Below are 21,020 nucleotides of genomic sequence, written 5' to 3' on the forward strand. Positions count from 1 at the left end.
TTATTCTCCTTTAAATCGATAGCCAACACCCCATACATTGACAATGAATTTTGGATCATTTGGATCAAGCTCTATCTTCTCACGAAGACGGCTTAGATGAACACGAACTGTATGTTTATCACCGACCCCGTCCCAAAATTTTTCAAGTAATTGATCATAAGTAAAAACGTAATTGGGATGTTCGGCAAATAATTTTAGTAACTCATATTCCTTAGGTGTGAGCATGATATTCTCACCATCCAGTAATACTTCTCTCGAGGCCATATCCAAATGAAGCGACCCATATGATAAAACCTTCTTTTTCTGTTCCTTTCTATAGCCAGATCGCCGTAAAACCGCCTTCACCCTTGCAACAATCTCCCCTGGCGAAGCTGTTTTGACTATATAATCATCCCCACCAAGTGCCAAGCCGCGAATTTTGTCCACATCGTCACTTCGAGCACTTAGGAAAAGAATAGGGATATTACTTTGTTCCCGGATCTCCCTACATAAATCAAAACCACTCTGACCTGGCATCATGATATCAAGGATCATACAATCAACAACACTCTGATGAAACACAGCTAATGCCTCGTCGGTGTTAAAAGCAGTTTTCACATAAAAGGACGCATTCTCCAAAAAGTCTCTTAATAGCGCCACAATACTTTCATCATCATCTACGACCAGAACGGTATCTAATTTCTCCATCATCGTTCCTACCCTCTCCACTTCATTTATCTTAAGTTTATCATTTTTGCAATAAGCAACAAATTCAGTAGGTTGTATTGTGATGATTTTGTGATATTTTTGTACCCTCATTTGAGACATTTTATTGTTATTCTTTCCATGTGGTTCAGATGATCATTAACTAAAGGAGGTTATTCAATGGATTTCTTTCCATATGGTTTTTTATTCTGTCTTACGCTTTTCTGTTTTGTAGCTATTCGAGTTTTTGAAATTCAAAAACGTTATCGTACTGACCAAAATACTACCTTAGAACTTAAAAAGCGGTTAGCTAAAGGGCAATTGGAAGAAGCAGAGTATCAAAGACTGATAAATCTCATTAAAAAGTAATATTCGGGAGGGAAGACGATGAATATTCAAATTGTATTATTTGATGGATTTGATTTACTCGATGTAATTGCACCATTCGAAGTGTTTGAAGCTGCTGCCATGTTCTCCAAAAAGGACATTGACCTACAGCTTGTATCTGCTGAAGGAGAGCGTACAGTATTAAGTGGATCAAATCAGATCACCCTTCAAGCGAGTAGTAAGCTTGATTTAACGCGCAAAGGACTTATCCTTATTCCTGGAGCTTCCGGAACAATGGATGAAATTCCTGCTAGATTAAAGAAAGCAGCTGACACAGATTTAAGCAGCCTTCTGAAAAAAGCGTTGATGACACCAGATATTTTGATTACTACCGTTTGTGGTGGTTCACTTATTTTATCCATGAATGGTTTATTAGAGGGTCGCCATGCCGTTACACATCATATGGGAATGGATCTTTTAACCGCAACAAACACGATTGCCGTAAAAGCTCGTGTCGTAGACGATGGCGACTTAGTAACTGGAGGTGGAGTTACATCAGGATTAGATGTGGCTTTGTACCTTGTGGAACGAGAGCTAGGGCCACAAATTGCACTCGCTGTAGAACAATTGTTTGAATATGAACGTAGAGGCACAGTTTGGAAAAAAGAAGGAGAAAAACTTAAAGAAAGTAAGCAAGTAGAATCTGAAAAAGTAATCGATACGACTATCCAGCTTAATGAAATAAAGCGTTTTATTGGAAAATGGGATACCACGATTGCAACCCCAGTAGGTAACCAATCTGTATTATTTAATCTATATATGAAAGAAGGACAACTAGCAGGTAAAGCAACACAAGGAGGGGATTCGATCATCTTAGATAATCTTGTGTTGGATGGAAGTCAATTAAGATGGTCTATGAAAGTAACGAAGCCAATGCGTCTTACACTAAAATGTACTGTTTCAGTCAATGGTCATGAGATGCATGGGGAAGCAAAGGCCGGTATGCTTCCCTCATCTAAATTAGCAGGACATCGTTTGTGAGAGGACGGTCGTCATGTATTTACTTTTAATATTTGCTCATGTACTTAGCGCCTTACTCCTCGGTAGCTTTCTTTGCCTTCCAATAATATTGAGGTGGCTATATACTCTTACAGGCAATGAATTAAGAATCGGATTAAAAACCACTCTCGCCTTCACTCGAGTTGGACATTATGCTTTAGCCTTTTTGCTCCTAACTGGTGGCTGGATGGTTATAGGGTATCCACCCTACCCGTCTGTCATATGGGTTGTGACATCCATCCTACTACTTGTCCTTATTGGTGCCATGATAGGAATAATACATGCTAAGCTAAAAAAGGTTATTCTTACTAAACAGCCTGAGAAGCTTTTATTGACATATCGAACTCCACTAATCTGCTATAGTTGGTTGACCTTTTTAACCATTGTTGCTGCATTATTTTTGATGACAAATCGTCACCTATTTTTCTAACTTTTATGGAGGAAGCTTGCTTATGAACAAATCTATTCGAATACTGATTCTCCTTATTCCACTCATGTGGATATTTCATACATTATCAAAGAATTTTATTGTAGACCCTCAATTTGTAAAGTTTATTGCCAGGAAGGATCAAATACTATCGAATGAATCCTTATGGATAATCATGATTCGTATCCATATTATTCTTGCGATTATTTCGCTTTTGACTGGGCCACTAGGAGTGATCAAACAAATTCGGATACAATCAATCCGTTTCCATCGCTGGAATGGTCGAATCTATGTTTTATCTATTCTTTTCAATTTCCTACCAGGTGTCTATGTTAGTTTTTTTGCAACAGGGGGGTGGCCAAGTACGCTAGGCTTTCTTATTTTAAATACATTATGGCTCGGAATAACTATCCTTGGATATGTGGCGATTAGAAGGAAGAAAATCAATTTACATAGGCAATGGATACTTCGAAGTTTCTTTCTTTCATTTGCCAATATAACCATCTATATTTTGGTAGCAATTTCGCATAACGCACTTAACCTTCCTTATAGCCTTTCATATACAATTGCGGTCTGGCTATGCTGGGTGCTCAACCTAGCTATCGCTGAAATAATCATTAGAAAGAAAGTGTTTAGCTCCTAGTTTTCCTTTGTAAAAATAGCTAATCATGAAATAAGCTCTACCTTGAATGATAGAGCTTATTTCTTATAAGACTGTTAATCAATCGTAATTACGATTTTACCAACGGCATGATGGGTTTCACTCAAGGCGTGTGCATCATATAGCCCTTTTTGGGAGAGTGGGAATGTACTGCCAACAACACTTTTCATCCGGTTTTCCTCTAATAATTTAGCTAGGATACTAAGCTGTTGACCGTCAGGCTGAAGCCAAATACTTTTTGCCGTAACATTCTTTTGCTTTGCCTTGTCTTGATCTGGTTCATTTAAAACGGAAATTAAACGTCCGCTTCCCTCTTTAAGAACCTCAAAGCTGTTATGCTGTACTTCTCCACCCATCGTATCTAGTACCAAATCTATATCCTTTAAAACAGTTTGAAAATCTGTTTTTCGGTAATCAATTACTTCATCCGCTCCTAAAGATTTTAGCAGCTCATGATTTTTTTCACTCGCTGTTGTGTAAACATAAGCACCAGCATCCTTTGCTAATTGAATCGCATAGGTACCGACACCACCAGCCCCAGCATGGATTAACACTTTTTCTCCTTTTTGTAAGGAACCATGATCAAATAAACCTTGGTAAGCAGTTAAACCAGCTAATGGAACTGCTGCAGCATCCTCAAAGGAAACATTAGCAGGCTTTTTAGCTAACAAATGTTCATCGACAATGGTATGCTCGGCATAGGTTCCAAAACGCGTCGTGTCAGGACGAGCAAATACCTCATCCCCCACCTTCCATTCTGTTACCTCAGATCCAACCGCTTCGATGATTCCAGCGACATCCCAACCAAGAATAATCGGGAATTCCCAATCAAACATTTGCTTCAGATAACCTTCTCGAAGCTTCCAGTCTATCGGGTTAATGGAAGTGGCCTTTTCTCGAACTAGCACTTGATGATTTCCTAGCTCAGGTAAGTCTATGGAACCTTCCTCTAGCACCTCTTTACTACCATATTGTTTTATGATCACCGCTTTTGTTTTCAACCCCATCCACTCCTTCTCATTACATTCAAGTCTTGCAAATACTATTATCAAACCTGTCGTTATAAAAAACAAATAATCGGCTTATTAATGTTAGTATGGCCAATGTAATTGGATTCATGAGCCCCAACATAAGCTATTGTTCCTTTTCTGATAATCTGGTATATTTTTCATATACAGTACAATGGGAGGGGATTTTTAATGGCATTTACGTTAGAATTAGGGCAAAAGGCACCAGATTTCAAGCTTCCTGCCACAAACGGGAGATCATACAGCTTGTCAGATTTTCATGATGCTCAGGTTTTAGTTGTCTTCTTCACATGTAATCATTGTCCATTTGTAATCGGATCAGATGAAGTGACAAGGGCAACAGCGGAGAAATTTGCAAAAAATGGTGTATCCTTTGTTGCCATTAACTCCAATAGTGCAAACACCAATCCTGATGATTCCTTTGAAGACATGGTGAAGCGCATGGAGGAAAATCAATTCCCTTGGATCTACTTACATGATTCCACACAAGAAATCGCAAAAGCATATGGAGCATTAAGAACTCCACACTTTTTCGTGTTTAATCAAAACCGAGAATTGATCTACACAGGAAGAGGTCTCGACAACCCGCGACAGTCAGAAAAGGCGACCGTGAATGATTTAGAAAATGTGCTTAGTGAGCACTTAGCTGGTAAACGTATTACAACCCCGTTAACCAATCCTTTAGGCTGTAATGTGAAATGGGATGGAAAAGATGCTCATTGGATGCCAAGAGAGGCCTGTGATCTAGTCTAGATTTTCATTCACCAGGTACCTTGATAGAGGGTATCTGGTTCTATTTTGGATAGACGACTGTTCCATCCTCTTCTATGATTGGATTTGCTCCCCATCTGCCAAGTTCATGTGCTATGATTTCTGTTCGACCATTTGAATTATCCATCAGATGATACACATTCCAGCCATTTGCCTGCAAACAGTTACTAATTATTAATCGGTGACATCGGGCTGGATGTCTTTCCGAGCATAGATAAGCAAGCTGACACTTTTTTGCCGTTCGTAGAAGTTGCGTTAAACCTCGTTTGAATTCATCACCTAATGTATAATCAGCATAATGATGAAGAGATTGATTTCGCCAACCTGCATTGAGGCTTTCTCCTATTATTCCTGATCGAGACCGTCTTCCACCAAGCAACGGAAAATGATGATAGTCTATTCCGGCATTCTGTAGCCATTTTCTCATGTTATCCTTTGTGTACTGAGGGTGCTTACGACTAGCAGGAATGGCGCGGACATCTGCCACAAATTCAATATTCGCTTCACCAAGCATTTCGAGAAAATGCTCCCTTGTGTGTGTGGAATGACCAATCGTATAAATATCCATTGGTGAGACTCCTTTCTATCCCCCTATACCCGTTTTCTTCACCATTTAAAAAGGAGAGCGATTAGCGCTCCCCATTTTTATTGCATATAGCGATATTCCATTAATTGTTTTAAGCGACCGATCTCTTCTTGTAATTCCTTGCCTACATTTGTTTCACGGACCTTTTTTCGCTCTAGCTCCTTATCCACTACACGCTTCACCGAAAGGACGTCGGCTCCATTTTGGATTACTTCTTCCTTTGAATTAAACTGCTGGTGTGCTACGAGCTGCATGCCAAATGAATTGTATAAAAGCGTGTATCCTGCAATGCCCGTTGTCGATTGATAGGCCTTCGAAAAGCCGCCATCAATTACGATCATTTTGCCATTTGCCTTGATCGGGTTCTCCCCTTCAATTTCTTTTACTGGTGTATGTCCATTGATGATATGCCCTTGATCAGGATCGAGTTCAAACTCTTCTAGCATTTTACGGCAAATCTCTTCACTTTCTCGCAAATAATAATAGGGGTTTTTATCCTCCTTATGGGAAGCTTTATCCTTTATAAAATAACGCTCGAAGGTCGTCATTGCCCGCTTCCCAAATAAAGACGAATACTCCCCTGTCCATAAATACCAAACCATATCTGTCGCTAAATCATCGGATAGGCCACGATGAGTAAAGGCATAACGCAAATATTCTTCAAATTGATCTAATAAGGCCCGACCTTTATATACCTCTCCTTCGATCTCCATCTGTTCCATTTCCCCGTCCTCATTAACTGGAATACAGCCATGGATTAGTAGGTTTCCATTATATCTCAGATAAAGACTACCTTTTTTCATTAAAAACTTCATATGGCGGGCTAATTTCTCAGAATGTTGAACAGAGACTAATAACTTATCGATCACCTCTTCTTCTTCCGGTAGCAATTGTGCCGGATTAGCTGGATTAATCGTCCGAAAGCATGTATTTTCTAGTGGATATGTCTTCCCATAGATCGTGATTTCCTTTTTTTTATAATCAATTTTCTCCAGTACTAAACGATCCTCCATATTAAAAAAGGGTCGACGTTTGATAATCGGGCTCTCTAGTTTAAATTGAATCATCGCCATCGCTTGGTGAATTTTTGTGATCTGTAAAGCTTCATGCTCAGACAATGGCTTATCTTTATGCTCCTTTGGACGAAATGCTGGATTGTCCTCGTAATATTTCTCCGCTAAATTAAGGAGTGGGCGAAGATTAATGCCATAAGCATCTTCAATAATGTCGAGATTATCATAGCGAGCACAAATACGAATAATATTTGCCAGACATACCTTCGATCCAGCATATGCGCCTAGCCAAAGTACGTCATGGTTTCCCCATTGGATATCTAAGGAGTGGTAGTTAATCAATGTATCCATGATTTTATCAGGGTCTGGGCCACGATCATAAATATCTCCTACAACATGTAGGTGATCCACAATGAGTCGCTGAATGGTATACGCTAAGCCGATAATCAATTTTTCTGACTGTCTAAGGGTAATAATCTGTTGCATAATTTTTTCATAGTATGTTTTTTTATTAGAATATTTATCAGATTTATATAATAATTCCTCGATCACATAAACAAATTGCTCTGGCAATGCTTTTCGCAGCTTTGATCTCGTATATTTGGATGAAGCATACGGAAGAAGTGTGATCATGTCATAAATCGTTTGTTGATACCACGCATTTAGCTCCACCTCATTTGAAAAGGTGTTTCGGATTTGTTTTAGTTTTGCTTCTGGGTAATAAACTAATGTGGCGAAATCGTTAATTTGTTGTTCTGTCATCGTGCCTTTGAAAATATCATGAATCTTCTCTTTGACTTTACCTGAACCGTTTCTGAGCACATGTTGAAAGGCATGAAACTCTCCATGGAGGTCACTAACAAAATGTTCTGTTCCCTTCGGCAAATCAAGAATTGCTTCTAAATTTATAATTTCCGTAACGACTTTTTCCTCACAGTCGTATTTTTCCGCTAATAGATCTAAATATTTTGCATGCAATGTGATTCGAACTCCCTTCAGCACTTATCTTGTACAATTTATGTTATATTGTAACAATAAATGCAACATATATCTAGATTTATTTTTAAAAAGTGCATCATATTTAATGTAATTGTAGGTTATTCGTCTATTTAATGTGTGTTTAATTCTATTTTATGTATTCTATTAGTAATGGTGTAGTCGAGTGAAGGAAGGTGAGTTATATAGAGGATGAGGTGTCATCATTTAGAGGTATTGCGGATTCAGGTGATTAGATTGTGGGGTTAGTTCCTATAAGAACACGGAGCTAGATTAAACTGGCTCCGTGAATGTTTCTTTATTTTTGGATTAACTTGAGAATGATTTGCTTTAACGTTTGATAGGCTTGATCAGAGATTAGAGCTGGCTTTTTCTCCATTTGTGCTTTGAATTTTTGAAGAAATTTTGTCGCCTGTTGCTCTGCTCCTTTTTCATCATGATACTGATATAGCTTGTAGGCATTGGTTAGCTGCTTGGCTAATGGGTGTCTTATCTCTCCTGATGAAATTAATTCTTCCAAGACTATGCCAAAGTCATCAGCGGTAACAAACTGAATGTGATAGATTTGTTTCAGTCCATCCTCTGCGGTAACTTCTATCTTTGCTTCTGTTCCTTCTTGCGAAATAGTGACAATACTCTTTTCACTCATGGCTTCTGCGGCAATAGCTGGTAGATCTTCATTTGCAGGTAATGTCACGACATACTCTTTTTGGTTTGGATCAAAGTTTTCTAGGGATTTTCCATCTAATGTTAGGCTAGAGAGTATCGCATTACTATCGAGAAGAATCTCTTTTTCCACTGGGTTCCAGTTATCATCCCCTGCTAGCACCTTTTCAGGCATATATGCCATAGCTTCCTCTAATGTCAGCTGTTTCGTCCATGAATAACGCTCCATCGCCTCTCCACTAGGACCACTGTTAGCGAACTCACCATATCTTGCTGTTGATTCATTCTCGCTATTACCCCAGTTATTCCACCCGTGTGGTTTAATATGCTCACCCATCCATGTCTGGATATAAACAACATTTGAATAAGGACGCCAAGGTCTACCTAATTCGACACTATCAATCATGCCTTCCTCTGCGGTTAATTTACTGTTATAGAAAACATAGCCAATGTTCGTCTTCTTCGTAGAAGCTGCTGTGACATAACCAGCATCGCGACTATGGATGATAGAATGATCAAACACGGCAGTGGCGTCACCGAAAATAAAATCGACATCGCCTGAAATATAACTATCGACGTAATATTGTCTGACATCGTCTGTTGCCAATAAGGTGTCCTGCCATCCTATTAATCGGACATTTCGATAAATCTGACGGTCCCCCCTTGCTGACAGGGCGACTGCTTGGGCCGTATCATTTCCTGAATCATTTTCTATTGTTAGATTTTCTGCGATAAAGTCATCGGCTTGTACTAATACACTATAACTATCTGAGGTACCAATTTCCTCGCCATCTGGTCCGATTGTTTTCGCATTGTCATCATAAATTAATATGGTATCCTCTGGTCCATTACCTTGACCAATTAAGCTAATATTCGTCTTTTTGTTAGGAATCTTAATCTTTTCGCGATAAACACCTGCTCCAATTTGGATGACGATACGTGATCGATTGTGATCTGGTACGGCATCAATCGCTGCCTGAACGGTCTGATAGTCACCAGAGCCATCCTTTGCTACCTTGATAACTTCGGCCGCTGTTCCCTTCACTTGAATCGAGGAATAACCAATCCCAGATTCATTCACCGCATGAATGACATAATCATACTCCTTGCCATTTTGTAAAGATTTGTCTGTGAAAACTGGCTCTGTCAGTTCCTCACCCACAATGGTATATGGTTGATCAGAGGCGTCACGACGCTTTACGATATAATAATCCGCATTTTCTACTGCCTGCCAATTCAATTGAAGCTCCCCATCTCCGATATTATGGATATTTACTTGCTTTGGCATGTTAGGTTTCCCATCATCTGCTTTTGGTTTTACTGCAATCGCTTGACTCTCTAGGCTTTGTGTTGCTTTATTTTTCGCAGTGATGACATAATAATAAGGTTTACCATTAACTAATTCCTTATCTTCATAGGTGGTACCCTTCACCGTTTTCAGCAATTGAAAAGTACCCTGATCACTATCTTTCCGTTTCACCTCATATACTGTAGCACCTTCTACTGCTTCCCAGCTCAATGCCACGCTACGATCCTTTTCTTTTGCTGTTACATCTACAGGCATTGATAGGGAATTGATTGGAGTAACGGCTAATTCTTCGGAAGGGAGGCTTTCCCCACCAATGTGTTTGGCAGATAGAACATAATAATACGTCCTACCATTGACTAAGCCTGTGTCTGTATAACTTGTTTTCGTAATTTTCTCATTAATCACTTGATAAGGACCACTAGGCTTAGTTGCCCGCCTTAGAACATACGAATTGGCATTTTCGACAGGCTCCCACTGAAGATTGACTTGGGTGTCTCTAGCCACACTTGTTATATTTTCTGGAGTCCCAGGTAACTCTGGTGTATCTGTAGGTGTAACCTCGATTTCTTCTGAAAATTCACTCTCTCCCTTTTCCCCATTACTCGTAACCACATAATAATAGGTTGTCCCATTGACAAGTTCGGTATCAACGTACGTTGTATCGTTAATATTGGATGCAATGGTCACAAAGGCCTCTTCACTTACTTCCCGCCGTTTTACATTATAGGAAAGCGCACCATCACTTACCTCCCAAAACAGCTGTACTTTCTCATTACCACTAATAGCTCTCAATCCTTCGGGTGCAGTGGTGGGAGCAGGGTACACTTTTATATTGTCAAAATAAAGATGGCCTCCCCCACTGCCAGGAGTTGCAGAAGCAATCCGCGCAATCCCGTCTTCTGAAAAGTCATCTAAAAAAGCAACCTCCCCTGCTACAAGCTCCCCATCTATGTATATATCTATTGTTGACGTAACGGTATTAGCGATAATTTTGAAATGATACCACTGATGATCTATAGGGGGATCGGTTAATTTTACATAGGCACCATTATCGGAATAAACAAAGGTATACTCCTCTTCACCAGCCGGCTTTCGTAATTCTAAGGATAGAGCTGTTTTATTCCCTTCAGCATTTTTTAGTTGAAAAAACTTGGAGGTCCCTGCCATCCTTGGCTGCATAAAATCAAATTCTGTAATTATCGTACCATTTTGTTGCTGAAAAACTTTCTGTGCTGTCACATTTGTCCCACCTTCATCATGTAGCTTCATTGCCTTCTTGGAATCATTGCCGATTGAGGTTGGCGGCACCTCCGCGACCATCACGTTATTTATATCATTTTGTGGGTCTGGTCCAATCTGATAATCCTCTGGTGCTTTATTCAAATCTAGGTCTTCAAAGTGATCATCGATAAAAGGTGGGTCTTGTGATGGGGTTGCCCATGCTGTAAATGGTATAGAGGATAGTACTAATACAAAAACCAAAAGACATAACCAAATTTTTTTCATCTATATTCCTCCATTTCTAGGGGGGCTTTAGGTTAATATGCCACCTCCTAATCCTCATTTTAACAAGGGGAACATTACATTTTTTAGGCTATTACAGTGATAACGATTACATTTTTATTAGACAGGTGAGAGGGATATGTGGTGGTAACATTATTGTGATATCCTATTCTTATATTGTGCGGTCCTGTTATTAAATGGTGAGCTCAGCCCAATATTATGTAAGCTCACAAAATGAAATGTGAGTTCAAGACGGTAAATTGGGTGCTCAGCGCGAAATAGGGTGGGCACCCATCATCCTTGGCACTACACTGCTTTTTCCATGGCTAGTACCTCTACCTTTTTCTTCGTTTCTGGGAAGGTAGCCACTAAAACAATATAAAGACTAGCTACCGCGATAAAGAAAATCATAGCAGGTGCGTAGCCCGCATGGCCTAAAAGAAAGCTCCAAATAATCGTAGCAATTGTCTGTCCTGCATAGGCTAATGCCCAAAACAGACCGAACATAATCGTTAATTTCTGTGGCGTCACCCCCGCTAATTCATGGGGAAGGTTTAAAAAAATTGGATACTGAATATACATCGCAAACCCGGATCCAGCAATTAAGATATAGGCTAGTACTGGTACACTATTCGCTAGCATTAATGCCAAGCCGAATGCACCAACCATGACAACTCCACAAATAGCAAGCACCGGTTTTCTCTCGATATCTTTATTTCCAATTCGGATTCCAGCAAATGTCCCCATTATTCCAAAACCAGAGATTAATAGGTTCGTAAGAGAGCCATTTAATAATGTATATTGATCAAAAATCGTTTTAAAGCTTACAAGAGAGGAAACATATAAGGTTAAAAACGCAGCAAAGGCTAAGCCATAACGCCAAATAAAACTATCCTTCAGTGCATCTTTATATCCATAGCTGTCGCCTTGGAATGCCTCTTTTGTTTCAAAGTTTTCTGCCTTGATTAGCCAACCAATAAAAAATACGAGTGTTAGTGAGGCAAAAAAGGTAAGTGTAAGGCGCCAATTCGCAATCATTTGATTGGAAAATAGAGTAAATAACATCGCCACGATAAAGGCACCCGCATTATAAGCAACCGTATTTGCTGCATTGATACGGAGCTTTGTTTTCGGGTTAGTAATATAGTGTGCTACTACTGGATTCATATAAATGATAACCATGGATCCACCTACAGCCATTATCATTCTAGCAATGGTATAAGCCCAATAGTTTGGCAAATAAATAGCAACAAGCCCCATCGTCAACAAAGCAATCGCTATGCCTGCAGCTTTTTTTGGACCTAATTTCATTAAGACGACAGCTGCTAATATATTGGCAAAAACACGAGCGGTTGTGATGGAATAATTGACTAACTCAGCTATCAGCGGATCAACTGGGCCATTAAAAAAAGTTTGGGTAATTTGCGGGGTTAAAGAAGACCCCGCTACCCAATTCATTGCAAATGTCACATAGGCTAGCCATAATACAGCCATCATAAAATAACCATTTCGGGCATTTTTCTTCATTTTCATTTCTTCACCCTTCTAACTTTTTACTATTCTAGTGGTGCGATGGTCTCCTTTAATACAGCTGTAGAGTGCTCCAATTGTTCTCTTTCCTTATCGCTTAGCTCAATCTCCATCACTTCTCGAATCCCACTTCGATTAATAACAGCAGGGACACCTATATATACATCCTTTTGACCGTATTCTCCGTCTAGATAAGCAGATACAGTTAAGATAGAATTCTCATTGTGCAAAATCGCTTTGGTGATGCGCATAAGGGACATCCCGATCCCGTAGTTCGTGGCTCCTTTTCGTTCAATAATGTGATATGCCGCATCACGTACATTCGTAAAGATTTCGTCTAAGCAAGCTTGATTTTCCTCTCTCCTTGCAATCATTGTTTCTAATCTTTCAGCACCTATCATGGCACTGCTCCATACTGGTAATTCTGTATCTCCATGTTCACCAATAATATAGGCATGAACATTTCTCGTATCAACATTGAAATACTCTCCAAGACTGAAGCGAAGACGAGCAGAATCTAGTACGGTTCCAGATCCGATGACCCGCTCTTTAGAAAGTCCAGATTCCTTCCACGTGACGTAAGTTAAAATATCCACAGGATTTGTGGCGACTAGAAAGATCCCATCAAATCCATTTCCCATGACATTTTGGACGATTTTCTTAAAAATCCTCGTGTTTTTTTCGACTAATTGCAGGCGAGTTTCCCCTGGCTTTTGGGCTAAGCCTGCCGTGATCACAACGAGATCGGCATCCTTGCAATCCTTATAGCTCCCATTCCAAACCTTTAATGGAGAAGGAGAGAAGGCCATGCCATGATTGAGGTCTCTTACTTCCCCTTCTGCTTTTGCTTCATTAACATCAATAAGAACTAACTCCTCCGCTACCCCTTGATTAATCATTGAATAAGCATAGCTACAGCCTACTGCTCCAGCACCAATTAAGACGACACGATTGATTTTTTCGTTAAACATAATGAATTTCTCCCTTCAGTCAAATCTTCTATCATGATCATAATGGCCAAAAATGAATTATTTTCTACAACATTAGTATAACATGTTATTTGTGAAATATTTCACAATATTTGTGAGAAATTTGTGAACTTTGTTTTTTTGATTATAAGCATTTTATTAGTAAACACTTACATTTATCGTGTTTTAAGTGATGTGATAGTAGGAATATAATTAACATTTATTGTGATTATATTCACAATAAATAATAAAGAGAGGATAGCTCTACCCTCTCTTTCATGTTAAGGCTTTTGCGCAACGATAATGTAGATTTCTTCTTTCGGATATCTTTCTATTACTTCGAGTCCAGTATTTCGTATTTTTTCTTCCATCATGGTGGAGGAAATTCTCGGATGATGAGGAGCAGGGCTGTCCTTTTTTTCGAATTCTACACAGACAAAATATCCACCTGATTTAAGCACTCGCTTAATTTGCTGAAGTGATTCAGATAATGGCTCAATTTCATGAAGTACTAAAGAAGCTATCGAGAAATCAATAGAATGGCTTGGTAATGAAATATCTTCGATTCGGCTATTAATTGTTTGAATGTTGGTGAGATGCTCTTTTTTTGCTTTGGAATGGATCAATGCTAGCATTTGGTCATCTATATCCAGTGCAAACACAGACCCTTTTACCCTCTTAGCTGCTGGAATTGTCAAATATCCTGTCCCTGCACCAAGGTCTAAAAAAGTATCAGTTTGTTGAATAGGTAGCATATCTAAAAGCTCTTCTGGCAATATACCTCCTCTTTTTTCCGGATTTTCGAGAAATTCAACCTTTTTCATAAAATGCTTTTTTCCTTCCATCCTGTCTTCCTCCCTTTTCTTTAAAAATCCTCATTTACAAGGTCTCCCACTATCGTACTTGCCGCTATACTGCCCTGAGCAGCAGCAGTAATTAGTTGAGGAGGCGCTTGTAAAGATAGGTCACCACATGCATAGACTCCTTCTATGTTCGTGCGTCCGACCTTATCTGTTTGGATGCCACCCATCTCATTGATCTCACAACCTATCGTCTGTCCTAATGTTGATGCTTGCTCGAGCCTTGTTGCAACAAAGCCCCCTTCTCTTTCGATTTCTTGCCCATTTTGAAAGATAACCCTTTGCAGCTGTCCATTTTCTCCTTGTAAACTCTTAATTCCATCCTCTATCACTTTTATCTCATTTTTTGCTAATAATTGTCTTTGTTCATCAGTAAAGTGATTTTTTCCGTTTGTACAAACAACCAAATCCTTACTCCAATTGAAGATCATTTTCGTATAATGAAAGATTCGTTCGTCTTCTGAAATGACTACTAATGGGCGATCTCTTAATTCCCAACCATCACAAAATGGACAGGTGAAGACGCTCTTTCCATAAAAATGGTGAATACCTTCTATATTTGGCATGCCATCTCTAAGTCCTGTCGACAAAATTACCTTTCTTGCGTAAAAGGATTGCCCGTTATCTGTTTGAATTTGAAAAGACAGACCCTCCTTCTTCATATCCTTCACTCGCTCTTTATGAATAGATATGTTGGGGTATTTCTTTAAATCCTGTACTGCCAATTGTTTAAATTCTGAAGGCTTGATTCCATCTCTTGTTATAAAACCATGAGATTCATTTGTGACAGCATTTCTAGGCTTGTCCTCATCAAATAAGATAACCTTCTTTCTTGCTCTTCCTAAAACTAACGCAGCATTTAAACCAGCTGGGCCACCACCAATAATGATACAATCATACAGCATTTCTATTACCTCCTTAAATAAAATACATTAAAGACTCTTAATATCTATAATTGGATTAAAGGGAGATTGCCATCAGTGGAGTGTTGCATTCTCCCCACTAATGGTTAGCGTATTGATAAGGGGATAGTGATGATGCATCACCTTTTTTATTTGCTTGTCTCTTCCATTTTTTTCGCAATATTGATAATATACGTCTTGTCTAATTGATCTTTCATCTTTTTCTCTGCATTAATCATTTCCCTTTCAATGAGGCAATCTTCATTTCTTTGTTCCTCATGATCCAATGAACAGCTAAATAAGGTGGTTTTCCCTTCTATCGCATAGATCACATCAAGGAAGGAAATTTCCTGATAGTTTCTTACAATACGGTATCCTCCCTTAACACCTGGGGTTGATTCAATCAGACCTGCTTTGACAAGCTTCGTTAATATCTTAGAGAGGTAGGTTGGGGAAAGGTTTTGGATTTTAGCCAATTGCTCTACTCCAACGGACTCCCTCTTCTCGGTTAACGTCAAATATACCATGGTGTGTAACGCATAATTTGTTGCTCTTGAATATTTCATCACGCATTCTCCTATAAAAATCTATTATAGACCTTTAATGTCTGTAATAGATTATAAAGAAACATCAAATAAAAGGCAAACAATTTGTTTATCTTACCATTGCATAAACAACCACACTAATTTTTACTTCATTTTCTCTATCTCTTGTTTAAAAACTTCCATACTTTTCTCGATATAATCATTAATCACTTTTATCTCTTCCGGGCTGTAATTAGCAACCACTTTCCCCATTTCCTGTCCAAATGATTGAAAAACCGCTCCTAATTCTGAACCTACTTTTTTGACATTTGCTTTAATGATAACTTTTCTTCGATCCTCTGTAGGCCTTTCTCTAAAAACAAAACCTTTCCTTGCAAGTCGGTCGACAACGGTTGTTACCATTCCTGTTGATAAGCCAGTTTTCGAAGCTATCTCACCGGCAGTCATTCCTTCTGATGGTATTAAACCTAAAACTTTATAGTCTGTTAAATTTAAGCCGACTTTTTCTGCTGCAGTTTGGTGAAACATAATTAAAGCCAAACTGAACTCTTTTCCTAAATGCATAGAATCCTGTTGTTCCGAATGATGATTTACTGTTGACATTTTACCTACTCCCCATTATGATTTAATTATCTCTAAATTAGAGATGCTTTATTTTAGAGATATTCGGCAATCTAGTCTAAATAAGATTATATACGATTAAATAGAAAGATATCAATTATGCAAAGTCTTAACAAATAAAAAGGAGTGGTTCGATGGAGCTTTCGACGATTTGGCGCTATGGAAAAACTGGGCTGAAAACATTTTTATTATCTCTCCAATTCTTCTACAGTCATTTATCCCTACTATCGCTCTCCCTCATACCGGCATTATTCCGCACTTATCAAATGTGGAATGACCAAACACCTATTTGGTTAGAAATCATTGTGGAATTAACACGAGTTGTCCTTATCCTATTGATGATTAGACTTATGTCAAAAAGTAGCTTCCGACGGTTAAGGCAAAGAAGCTTCTGGGATAACCTTGTAGAAATCTGCACTATTCAAGTGAAAAGAAATTGGCCCTATAGATTTATCGCTCAAATCATTGTTTTTGTTGTTTTATTATTTGGATTAGGTAATTTTCTAATTAGCCTAATAGTTAACCAAACCTTAGATCCTTTAATGGGAATGATCGGCTTACAAGCTTATGAGTATAGCCACGCACATGATGCCTATTTATTCTTTTTAAAAAATATGAGTGTTATTCCTTTAGCGATGGTTTATATCCTTAAAATGTGCGGAGTTAAACCGATTAGGAGTGGCCCTGCAATCTAATGCAGAGCCTATCACTCTAGTAACCTCTCTTGTTTCCCCAAACCAAAGTATGTAGTTGAGGCAATACACGTACATTATTCAATTTGGACGAAGACGTCGTTTTATTTATTAACCACTCATATTTTTCTAATAGCATCAAAGCCAATTGTTGATCACTTTGACACATCGTATCATCATTTCCTACTTGAAGGAATAAGGGTATATTTCTATATCTTTCATGAATACCTATGGCATATTCAAAATCGTCCTCCTCAAAGATTACGATTTTTAAGCTTAATAAGCCAGTGGATTTTTGTGAATTGGTTAGTTTTTCAATGATTTGGTCTAGTATTTCAAAATTTGTCTTCATACCAGAGCTTGGCGGCTTAGGGGAAATCGTTAAATCATCAATATCCTTCATCCAATCCTGCCATCTAGACCCTTGGGTTTCTAAAGCTATTTCTATCCCTTTCTGATTCAATAATGCTACTAATTCACCAATGGAAGCAAGAAGTGCAGGGTTCCCCCCTGAAATCGTTACATGATCAAAGCAATCCTTGCCAATCTGATGGAGCCCATCCATTATCTCATCAGCCGTCATTTGGCGAATTTCCTCTTTAGCCGAGCCATCCCATGTGAAGGCAGAGTCACACCAGGAACATTGGTAGTCACAACCAGCTGTCCTAACAAACATCGTCTTTCTTCCGACGACCATCCCCTCTCCTTGAATCGTTGGGCCAAATATCTCTAAAACAGGGATCTTACTCATGCTCCATCCACTCCCTTTTCACTTCGGCATAACTTGTTGGAGTTTCATAGAGTCGGACGAATTCCACTCTAACTTCGGACAGAGCGTATTCCTTACATTTGATAGATTCCTCCATTTTTTCATATAACCATACGACCATATTTTCTGCTGTCGTATTCATTTTTGGCAAGGTTTCGTTGAGGTATCTGTGATCTAAATGGATCTCTATCTCGTTCTTCCAGATTTTCTTGATATCTCCAAAATCGATGACAATTCCGATATCATTCACAAATCCGCTAATACCAAAGATCACTTTATAGGTGTGCCCATGAAGGTTCTTACATTTCCCTTCATATGCATGGAGATGATGAGAGGCATCAAATGTGAATTCTTTACTGACAAGAACTCGCTTATGGTGATATTTTAATTCATGATAGGAAATATCTCGTTCATATTTCTGCAAACCTTCTACTACTCTAAATTCTTGATGTTCTGACATGTTTATTACACCTTCTTCTACTTATGCTTAAAATAATGATCACTATGATCTTATCAAATTTCTCAGATGCTTGTAACACGGGAGTCTAATCACGGAATATTTATTGGTATTTTAGTATAAATATGTATTTATACTAAAGGGAGGGATATGGTGAGGACTTAAAGTAGTTGAAGACTCGAATGAAAGATAAAGGGCAATGATAATACTTTCATCACTGCCCCAAGTATTTTAGCCCGCTTTATTTGAATTAATAATAATTTTAGTGTTTTCTTTCACCGAACCAATCCCGGTAATAAGTAACTGATCCGCTTCCTACTTGAATAATGAGGTATTTTATGATTCTCAAACATATTTATTCATAATGGTATAAGGCTAGGTAAATAAATACTTACCTATTACCATTTGATAACATTACTCAAGTACCTGCACAGAAAGTTTTATTAAATATTTATCAAATCCTTTTACAGATAGCTCGTCTAGTATTATATCTTCATAAAAATAGCCTTTCAAGACTAGATCATTATCTTTCGCATATTTTACTAATTTATTATAGGTTTGCTCAATCCTTGTATATCCTTGAGCATGATAGGCGGTCAAATAATGTCCTTTTTCCTTTTTATAATTAGCATGATTAGAATGGTCTACTTTCGAATAAAGATAGTCATACTTAACATTTTCTCCATTCAGAATATTCTTTACATGTATCATCCATCCCTCAGTTACGGATGTTAAAATGTTTAATTCTTCTAAATACTTATAGTGACGCTGTATAGAGTCATAGATATTTTTTTCATTAGTTAATGGTTTTGAATCCGTTACAACAATATATTCATCCATTTCTTTATATTCTATCGTAATTTCGGAAGTATTTACTTCTCTTGCATCTTGTGTAATATTTATTTTTTCTACTACTAATTTCTTCATTTTTTCGAGTTGATTAATTTTCACCGTAAGTGCCTTCTCTTCCTCTTCCAGTAAATGAATCAGTTTTTCTGGGGAGCGGTTATTAAGGTATGTTTTAATATCCTTCAGTGGCATATCTAATTCTTTAAGTGTAGAAATTACATTAAAAACATCCGATTGATAAACAGAATAATACCGATAGCCGTTTGAAGTAATAATTTCTGGTGAAAATATCCCAATTTTATCGTAATAAAATAAAGTATCCTTACTTACATTCATTAATTTCGCAAACTGCCCAGTCGTTAAATGAATTTGTGGATTTGTGTCCATAAAACGCTTGTCCTCTCTTAATTCTTAAAAGTAATCATACACTTTTCTCTTTCTTATTAAAAAGTAGATGCAAACTATTATTGATAGAGATTCAGCTAATGGGATGGCTATCCAGATGCCCTTAACCCCAAAGATTAAGGGGAGCAACAGTAAACCAATTAGAACAAATACTAATGTTCTTAGAAATGATATAATTGCTGATATTTTCCCATTCGAAAGTGCCGTAAATAACATCGATGTAAAAATATTCAAGCCCATAAATAAAAAACTGATGCAAAAGATGCGAAAGCCATCTATTGCGATAGAATATACATTACTTCCTTTACCAACCATAACCTCAATGAGTACTGGTCCTAATACATAGGAAAGTCCAACTATGGCAAACGAGCTTATGCCGATAATAAACAAGCTTTTCTTGACTATAAATTGTAACTGATTAATTTGCTGGCTTCCATATTTATAGCTAATAATAGGTGCTATTCCAACTGAGTACCCCATGAAAACTGGAGTAAGAAACATCATCAAGTATAGCATTATTGTTACAGCAGCAACTCCATCTACTCCTATATAATGTAGCATGAGAAGATTAAAAGCTAACGTTACAACAGAAGAAGAAAGATTCGTTACCATCTCAGATGAACCATTAAGACAAGTGTTCAGAAAAACCTTACCATCGATCCGTGGCTTAACAAAATATAACCCTCTATTTTTCGATAAAATAAAGTACGCAATCCCTATAGATGATGGAATAACTATTCCAATAACCGTTGCAATAGCAGCTCCTTTGATCTCCATGTCTAAGATTACAATAAAAAAGTAATCTAAAACAATATTGACTATCCCACCAAATAGGGTAATGACCAAACTTAATTTTGGCTTTCCTGATGTGACAAAAAAGTTTTCAAACATCATCTGTACAATAAGAAACGGACTGAATAGTAATATTATTTTCCCATAGGTTAACGTATATTCAAAAAGCTGTTCACTTGATCCAGCTCCAAGAAATTCTAACAATGGCCTAATAAATATTAATCCCAAAACCGAGATTAGTAGACCAATGAAAATCCCACATAGTACAATAAAGGTAAAGTTACTCCTTGCTTCCTCATATTTGTTTTCCCCCATTTTCTTAGCGATAATCGCACTTCCTCCAGTACCAATCATTAAAGCAATGGCAAATATCACTGTATAAATCGGTAGGAAAATATTAATTGCGGACAACGCTGTTGCATTTACATATCTTGCAACAAAAATACCATCAACCATCGTATAGATAGAAACAAATAACATTACCGCAATTGTAGGAGCAGCGTATCCTAATAGTGATTTCAGTGTGTATGGTTTATTTAATTCTCTTGCTACCATGTATGTCATCTCCTATATTTTAAAGCGATATAGAATATCCTAAAG

Annotated in this window: 21 protein-coding genes; 6 read left to right on the forward strand and 15 right to left on the reverse strand. The window is 38.0% G+C overall.

The features are described from left to right. Positions 1-687, reverse strand: a complete 687-nt coding sequence (locus tag ACZ5R4_RS11905) for a response regulator transcription factor (protein WP_109983461.1) — start codon at positions 685-687, stop codon at positions 1-3. 177 nt (positions 688-864) lie between these two features. On the opposite strand from ACZ5R4_RS11905, the gene ACZ5R4_RS11910 reads away from it, so the two are divergent. Genes ACZ5R4_RS11910 through ACZ5R4_RS11925 form a run of 4 tightly spaced genes read left to right on the forward strand, consistent with a single transcriptional unit; the run spans position 865 to position 3,140 of the window. Next, entirely contained in the window at positions 865-1,053 is a 189-nt protein-coding gene (locus tag ACZ5R4_RS11910) for an SHOCT domain-containing protein (protein WP_464367348.1), read from the forward strand. A gap of 18 nt (positions 1,054-1,071) precedes the next feature. Next, entirely contained in the window at positions 1,072-2,052 is a 981-nt protein-coding gene (locus ACZ5R4_RS11915) for a DJ-1/PfpI family protein (protein ID WP_464367349.1), read from the forward strand. Between the two features lie 13 nt (positions 2,053-2,065). Beyond that, positions 2,066-2,500: a hypothetical protein gene (locus ACZ5R4_RS11920; protein WP_054860049.1), complete on the forward strand. Its 435-nt coding sequence runs from the start codon at positions 2,066-2,068 to the stop codon at positions 2,498-2,500. Positions 2,501-2,522: 22 nt separating this feature from the next. Further along, positions 2,523-3,140 carry a DUF2306 domain-containing protein gene (locus tag ACZ5R4_RS11925; RefSeq protein ID WP_464367350.1) on the forward strand — a complete coding sequence of 206 codons (618 nt, stop codon included), beginning with the start codon at positions 2,523-2,525 and terminating at the stop codon, positions 3,138-3,140. A gap of 74 nt (positions 3,141-3,214) precedes the next feature. On the opposite strand, the gene ACZ5R4_RS11930 is transcribed toward ACZ5R4_RS11925, so the two are convergent. Next, entirely contained in the window at positions 3,215-4,159 is a 945-nt protein-coding gene (locus ACZ5R4_RS11930) for an NADP-dependent oxidoreductase (RefSeq protein ID WP_464367351.1), read from the reverse strand. Positions 4,160-4,357: 198 nt separating this feature from the next. On the opposite strand from ACZ5R4_RS11930, the gene ACZ5R4_RS11935 reads away from it, so the two are divergent. Continuing rightward, positions 4,358-4,939, forward strand: a complete 582-nt coding sequence (locus ACZ5R4_RS11935) for a thioredoxin family protein (protein WP_464367352.1) — start codon at positions 4,358-4,360, stop codon at positions 4,937-4,939. A 40-nt stretch (positions 4,940-4,979) separates the two neighbouring features. On the opposite strand, the gene ACZ5R4_RS11940 is transcribed toward ACZ5R4_RS11935, so the two are convergent. The 9 genes from ACZ5R4_RS11940 to ACZ5R4_RS11980 all read right to left on the reverse strand — a co-directional run bounded on the left by ACZ5R4_RS11940 (position 4,980) and on the right by ACZ5R4_RS11980 (position 16,438). Beyond that, entirely contained in the window at positions 4,980-5,525 is a 546-nt protein-coding gene (locus ACZ5R4_RS11940; RefSeq protein ID WP_464367353.1) for a DUF488 domain-containing protein, read from the reverse strand. Positions 5,526-5,602: 77 nt separating this feature from the next. Continuing rightward, positions 5,603-7,534, reverse strand: coding sequence for a fructose-1,6-bisphosphatase (locus ACZ5R4_RS11945; protein WP_109983231.1), 1,932 nt, complete (start codon positions 7,532-7,534; stop codon positions 5,603-5,605). 316 nt (positions 7,535-7,850) lie between these two features. Next, complete coding sequence (locus tag ACZ5R4_RS11950; protein ID WP_464367354.1) at positions 7,851-11,033, reverse strand: pectinesterase family protein; 3,183 nt, start codon at positions 11,031-11,033, stop codon at positions 7,851-7,853. A gap of 303 nt (positions 11,034-11,336) precedes the next feature. After that, on the reverse strand, positions 11,337-12,563 hold the full coding sequence (locus tag ACZ5R4_RS11955; RefSeq protein ID WP_464367355.1) for an MFS transporter: 1,227 nt from the start codon (positions 12,561-12,563) through the stop codon (positions 11,337-11,339). A gap of 23 nt (positions 12,564-12,586) precedes the next feature. Then, on the reverse strand, positions 12,587-13,531 hold the full coding sequence (locus ACZ5R4_RS11960; protein WP_464367356.1) for an L-lactate dehydrogenase: 945 nt from the start codon (positions 13,529-13,531) through the stop codon (positions 12,587-12,589). A 278-nt stretch (positions 13,532-13,809) separates the two neighbouring features. Further along, positions 13,810-14,373, reverse strand: coding sequence for a class I SAM-dependent methyltransferase (locus ACZ5R4_RS11965; protein ID WP_054860042.1), 564 nt, complete (start codon positions 14,371-14,373; stop codon positions 13,810-13,812). A gap of 20 nt (positions 14,374-14,393) precedes the next feature. Next, positions 14,394-15,293: an NAD(P)/FAD-dependent oxidoreductase gene (locus tag ACZ5R4_RS11970; protein ID WP_277679408.1), complete on the reverse strand. Its 900-nt coding sequence runs from the start codon at positions 15,291-15,293 to the stop codon at positions 14,394-14,396. A 146-nt stretch (positions 15,294-15,439) separates the two neighbouring features. Next, positions 15,440-15,856 (reverse strand): Rrf2 family transcriptional regulator, encoded by a 417-nt coding sequence (locus ACZ5R4_RS11975; protein WP_109983236.1) that lies wholly within the window; start codon positions 15,854-15,856, stop codon positions 15,440-15,442. A gap of 123 nt (positions 15,857-15,979) precedes the next feature. Next, positions 15,980-16,438, reverse strand: coding sequence for a MarR family winged helix-turn-helix transcriptional regulator (locus tag ACZ5R4_RS11980; protein WP_109983237.1), 459 nt, complete (start codon positions 16,436-16,438; stop codon positions 15,980-15,982). A 152-nt stretch (positions 16,439-16,590) separates the two neighbouring features. On the opposite strand from ACZ5R4_RS11980, the gene ACZ5R4_RS11985 reads away from it, so the two are divergent. Beyond that, on the forward strand, positions 16,591-17,151 hold the full coding sequence (locus ACZ5R4_RS11985) for a hypothetical protein (protein ID WP_054860040.1): 561 nt from the start codon (positions 16,591-16,593) through the stop codon (positions 17,149-17,151). A 16-nt stretch (positions 17,152-17,167) separates the two neighbouring features. Here ACZ5R4_RS11985 and queE read toward each other — a convergent pair whose 3' ends face one another. The 4 genes from queE to ACZ5R4_RS12005 all read right to left on the reverse strand — a co-directional run bounded on the left by queE (position 17,168) and on the right by ACZ5R4_RS12005 (position 20,975). Further along, positions 17,168-17,899 (reverse strand): 7-carboxy-7-deazaguanine synthase QueE, encoded by a 732-nt coding sequence (gene queE / locus ACZ5R4_RS11990; RefSeq protein WP_109983238.1) that lies wholly within the window; start codon positions 17,897-17,899, stop codon positions 17,168-17,170. Continuing rightward, the gene (queD, locus tag ACZ5R4_RS11995; protein ID WP_054860038.1) at positions 17,892-18,377 is read right to left on the reverse strand and encodes a 6-carboxytetrahydropterin synthase QueD; all 486 of its coding nucleotides are present in this window, start codon (positions 18,375-18,377) and stop codon (positions 17,892-17,894) included. The genes queE and queD overlap by 8 nt, the downstream gene beginning before the upstream one ends. 411 nt (positions 18,378-18,788) lie before the next feature. After that, positions 18,789-19,610 (reverse strand): MerR family transcriptional regulator, encoded by an 822-nt coding sequence (locus tag ACZ5R4_RS12000; RefSeq protein WP_109983239.1) that lies wholly within the window; start codon positions 19,608-19,610, stop codon positions 18,789-18,791. Between the two features lie 24 nt (positions 19,611-19,634). Beyond that, on the reverse strand, positions 19,635-20,975 hold the full coding sequence (locus tag ACZ5R4_RS12005) for an MATE family efflux transporter (RefSeq protein WP_464367357.1): 1,341 nt from the start codon (positions 20,973-20,975) through the stop codon (positions 19,635-19,637). Between the last annotated feature and the right edge of the window lie 45 nt (positions 20,976-21,020).

The sequence above is a fragment of the Gracilibacillus sp. JCM 18860 genome, assembly GCF_055395245.1.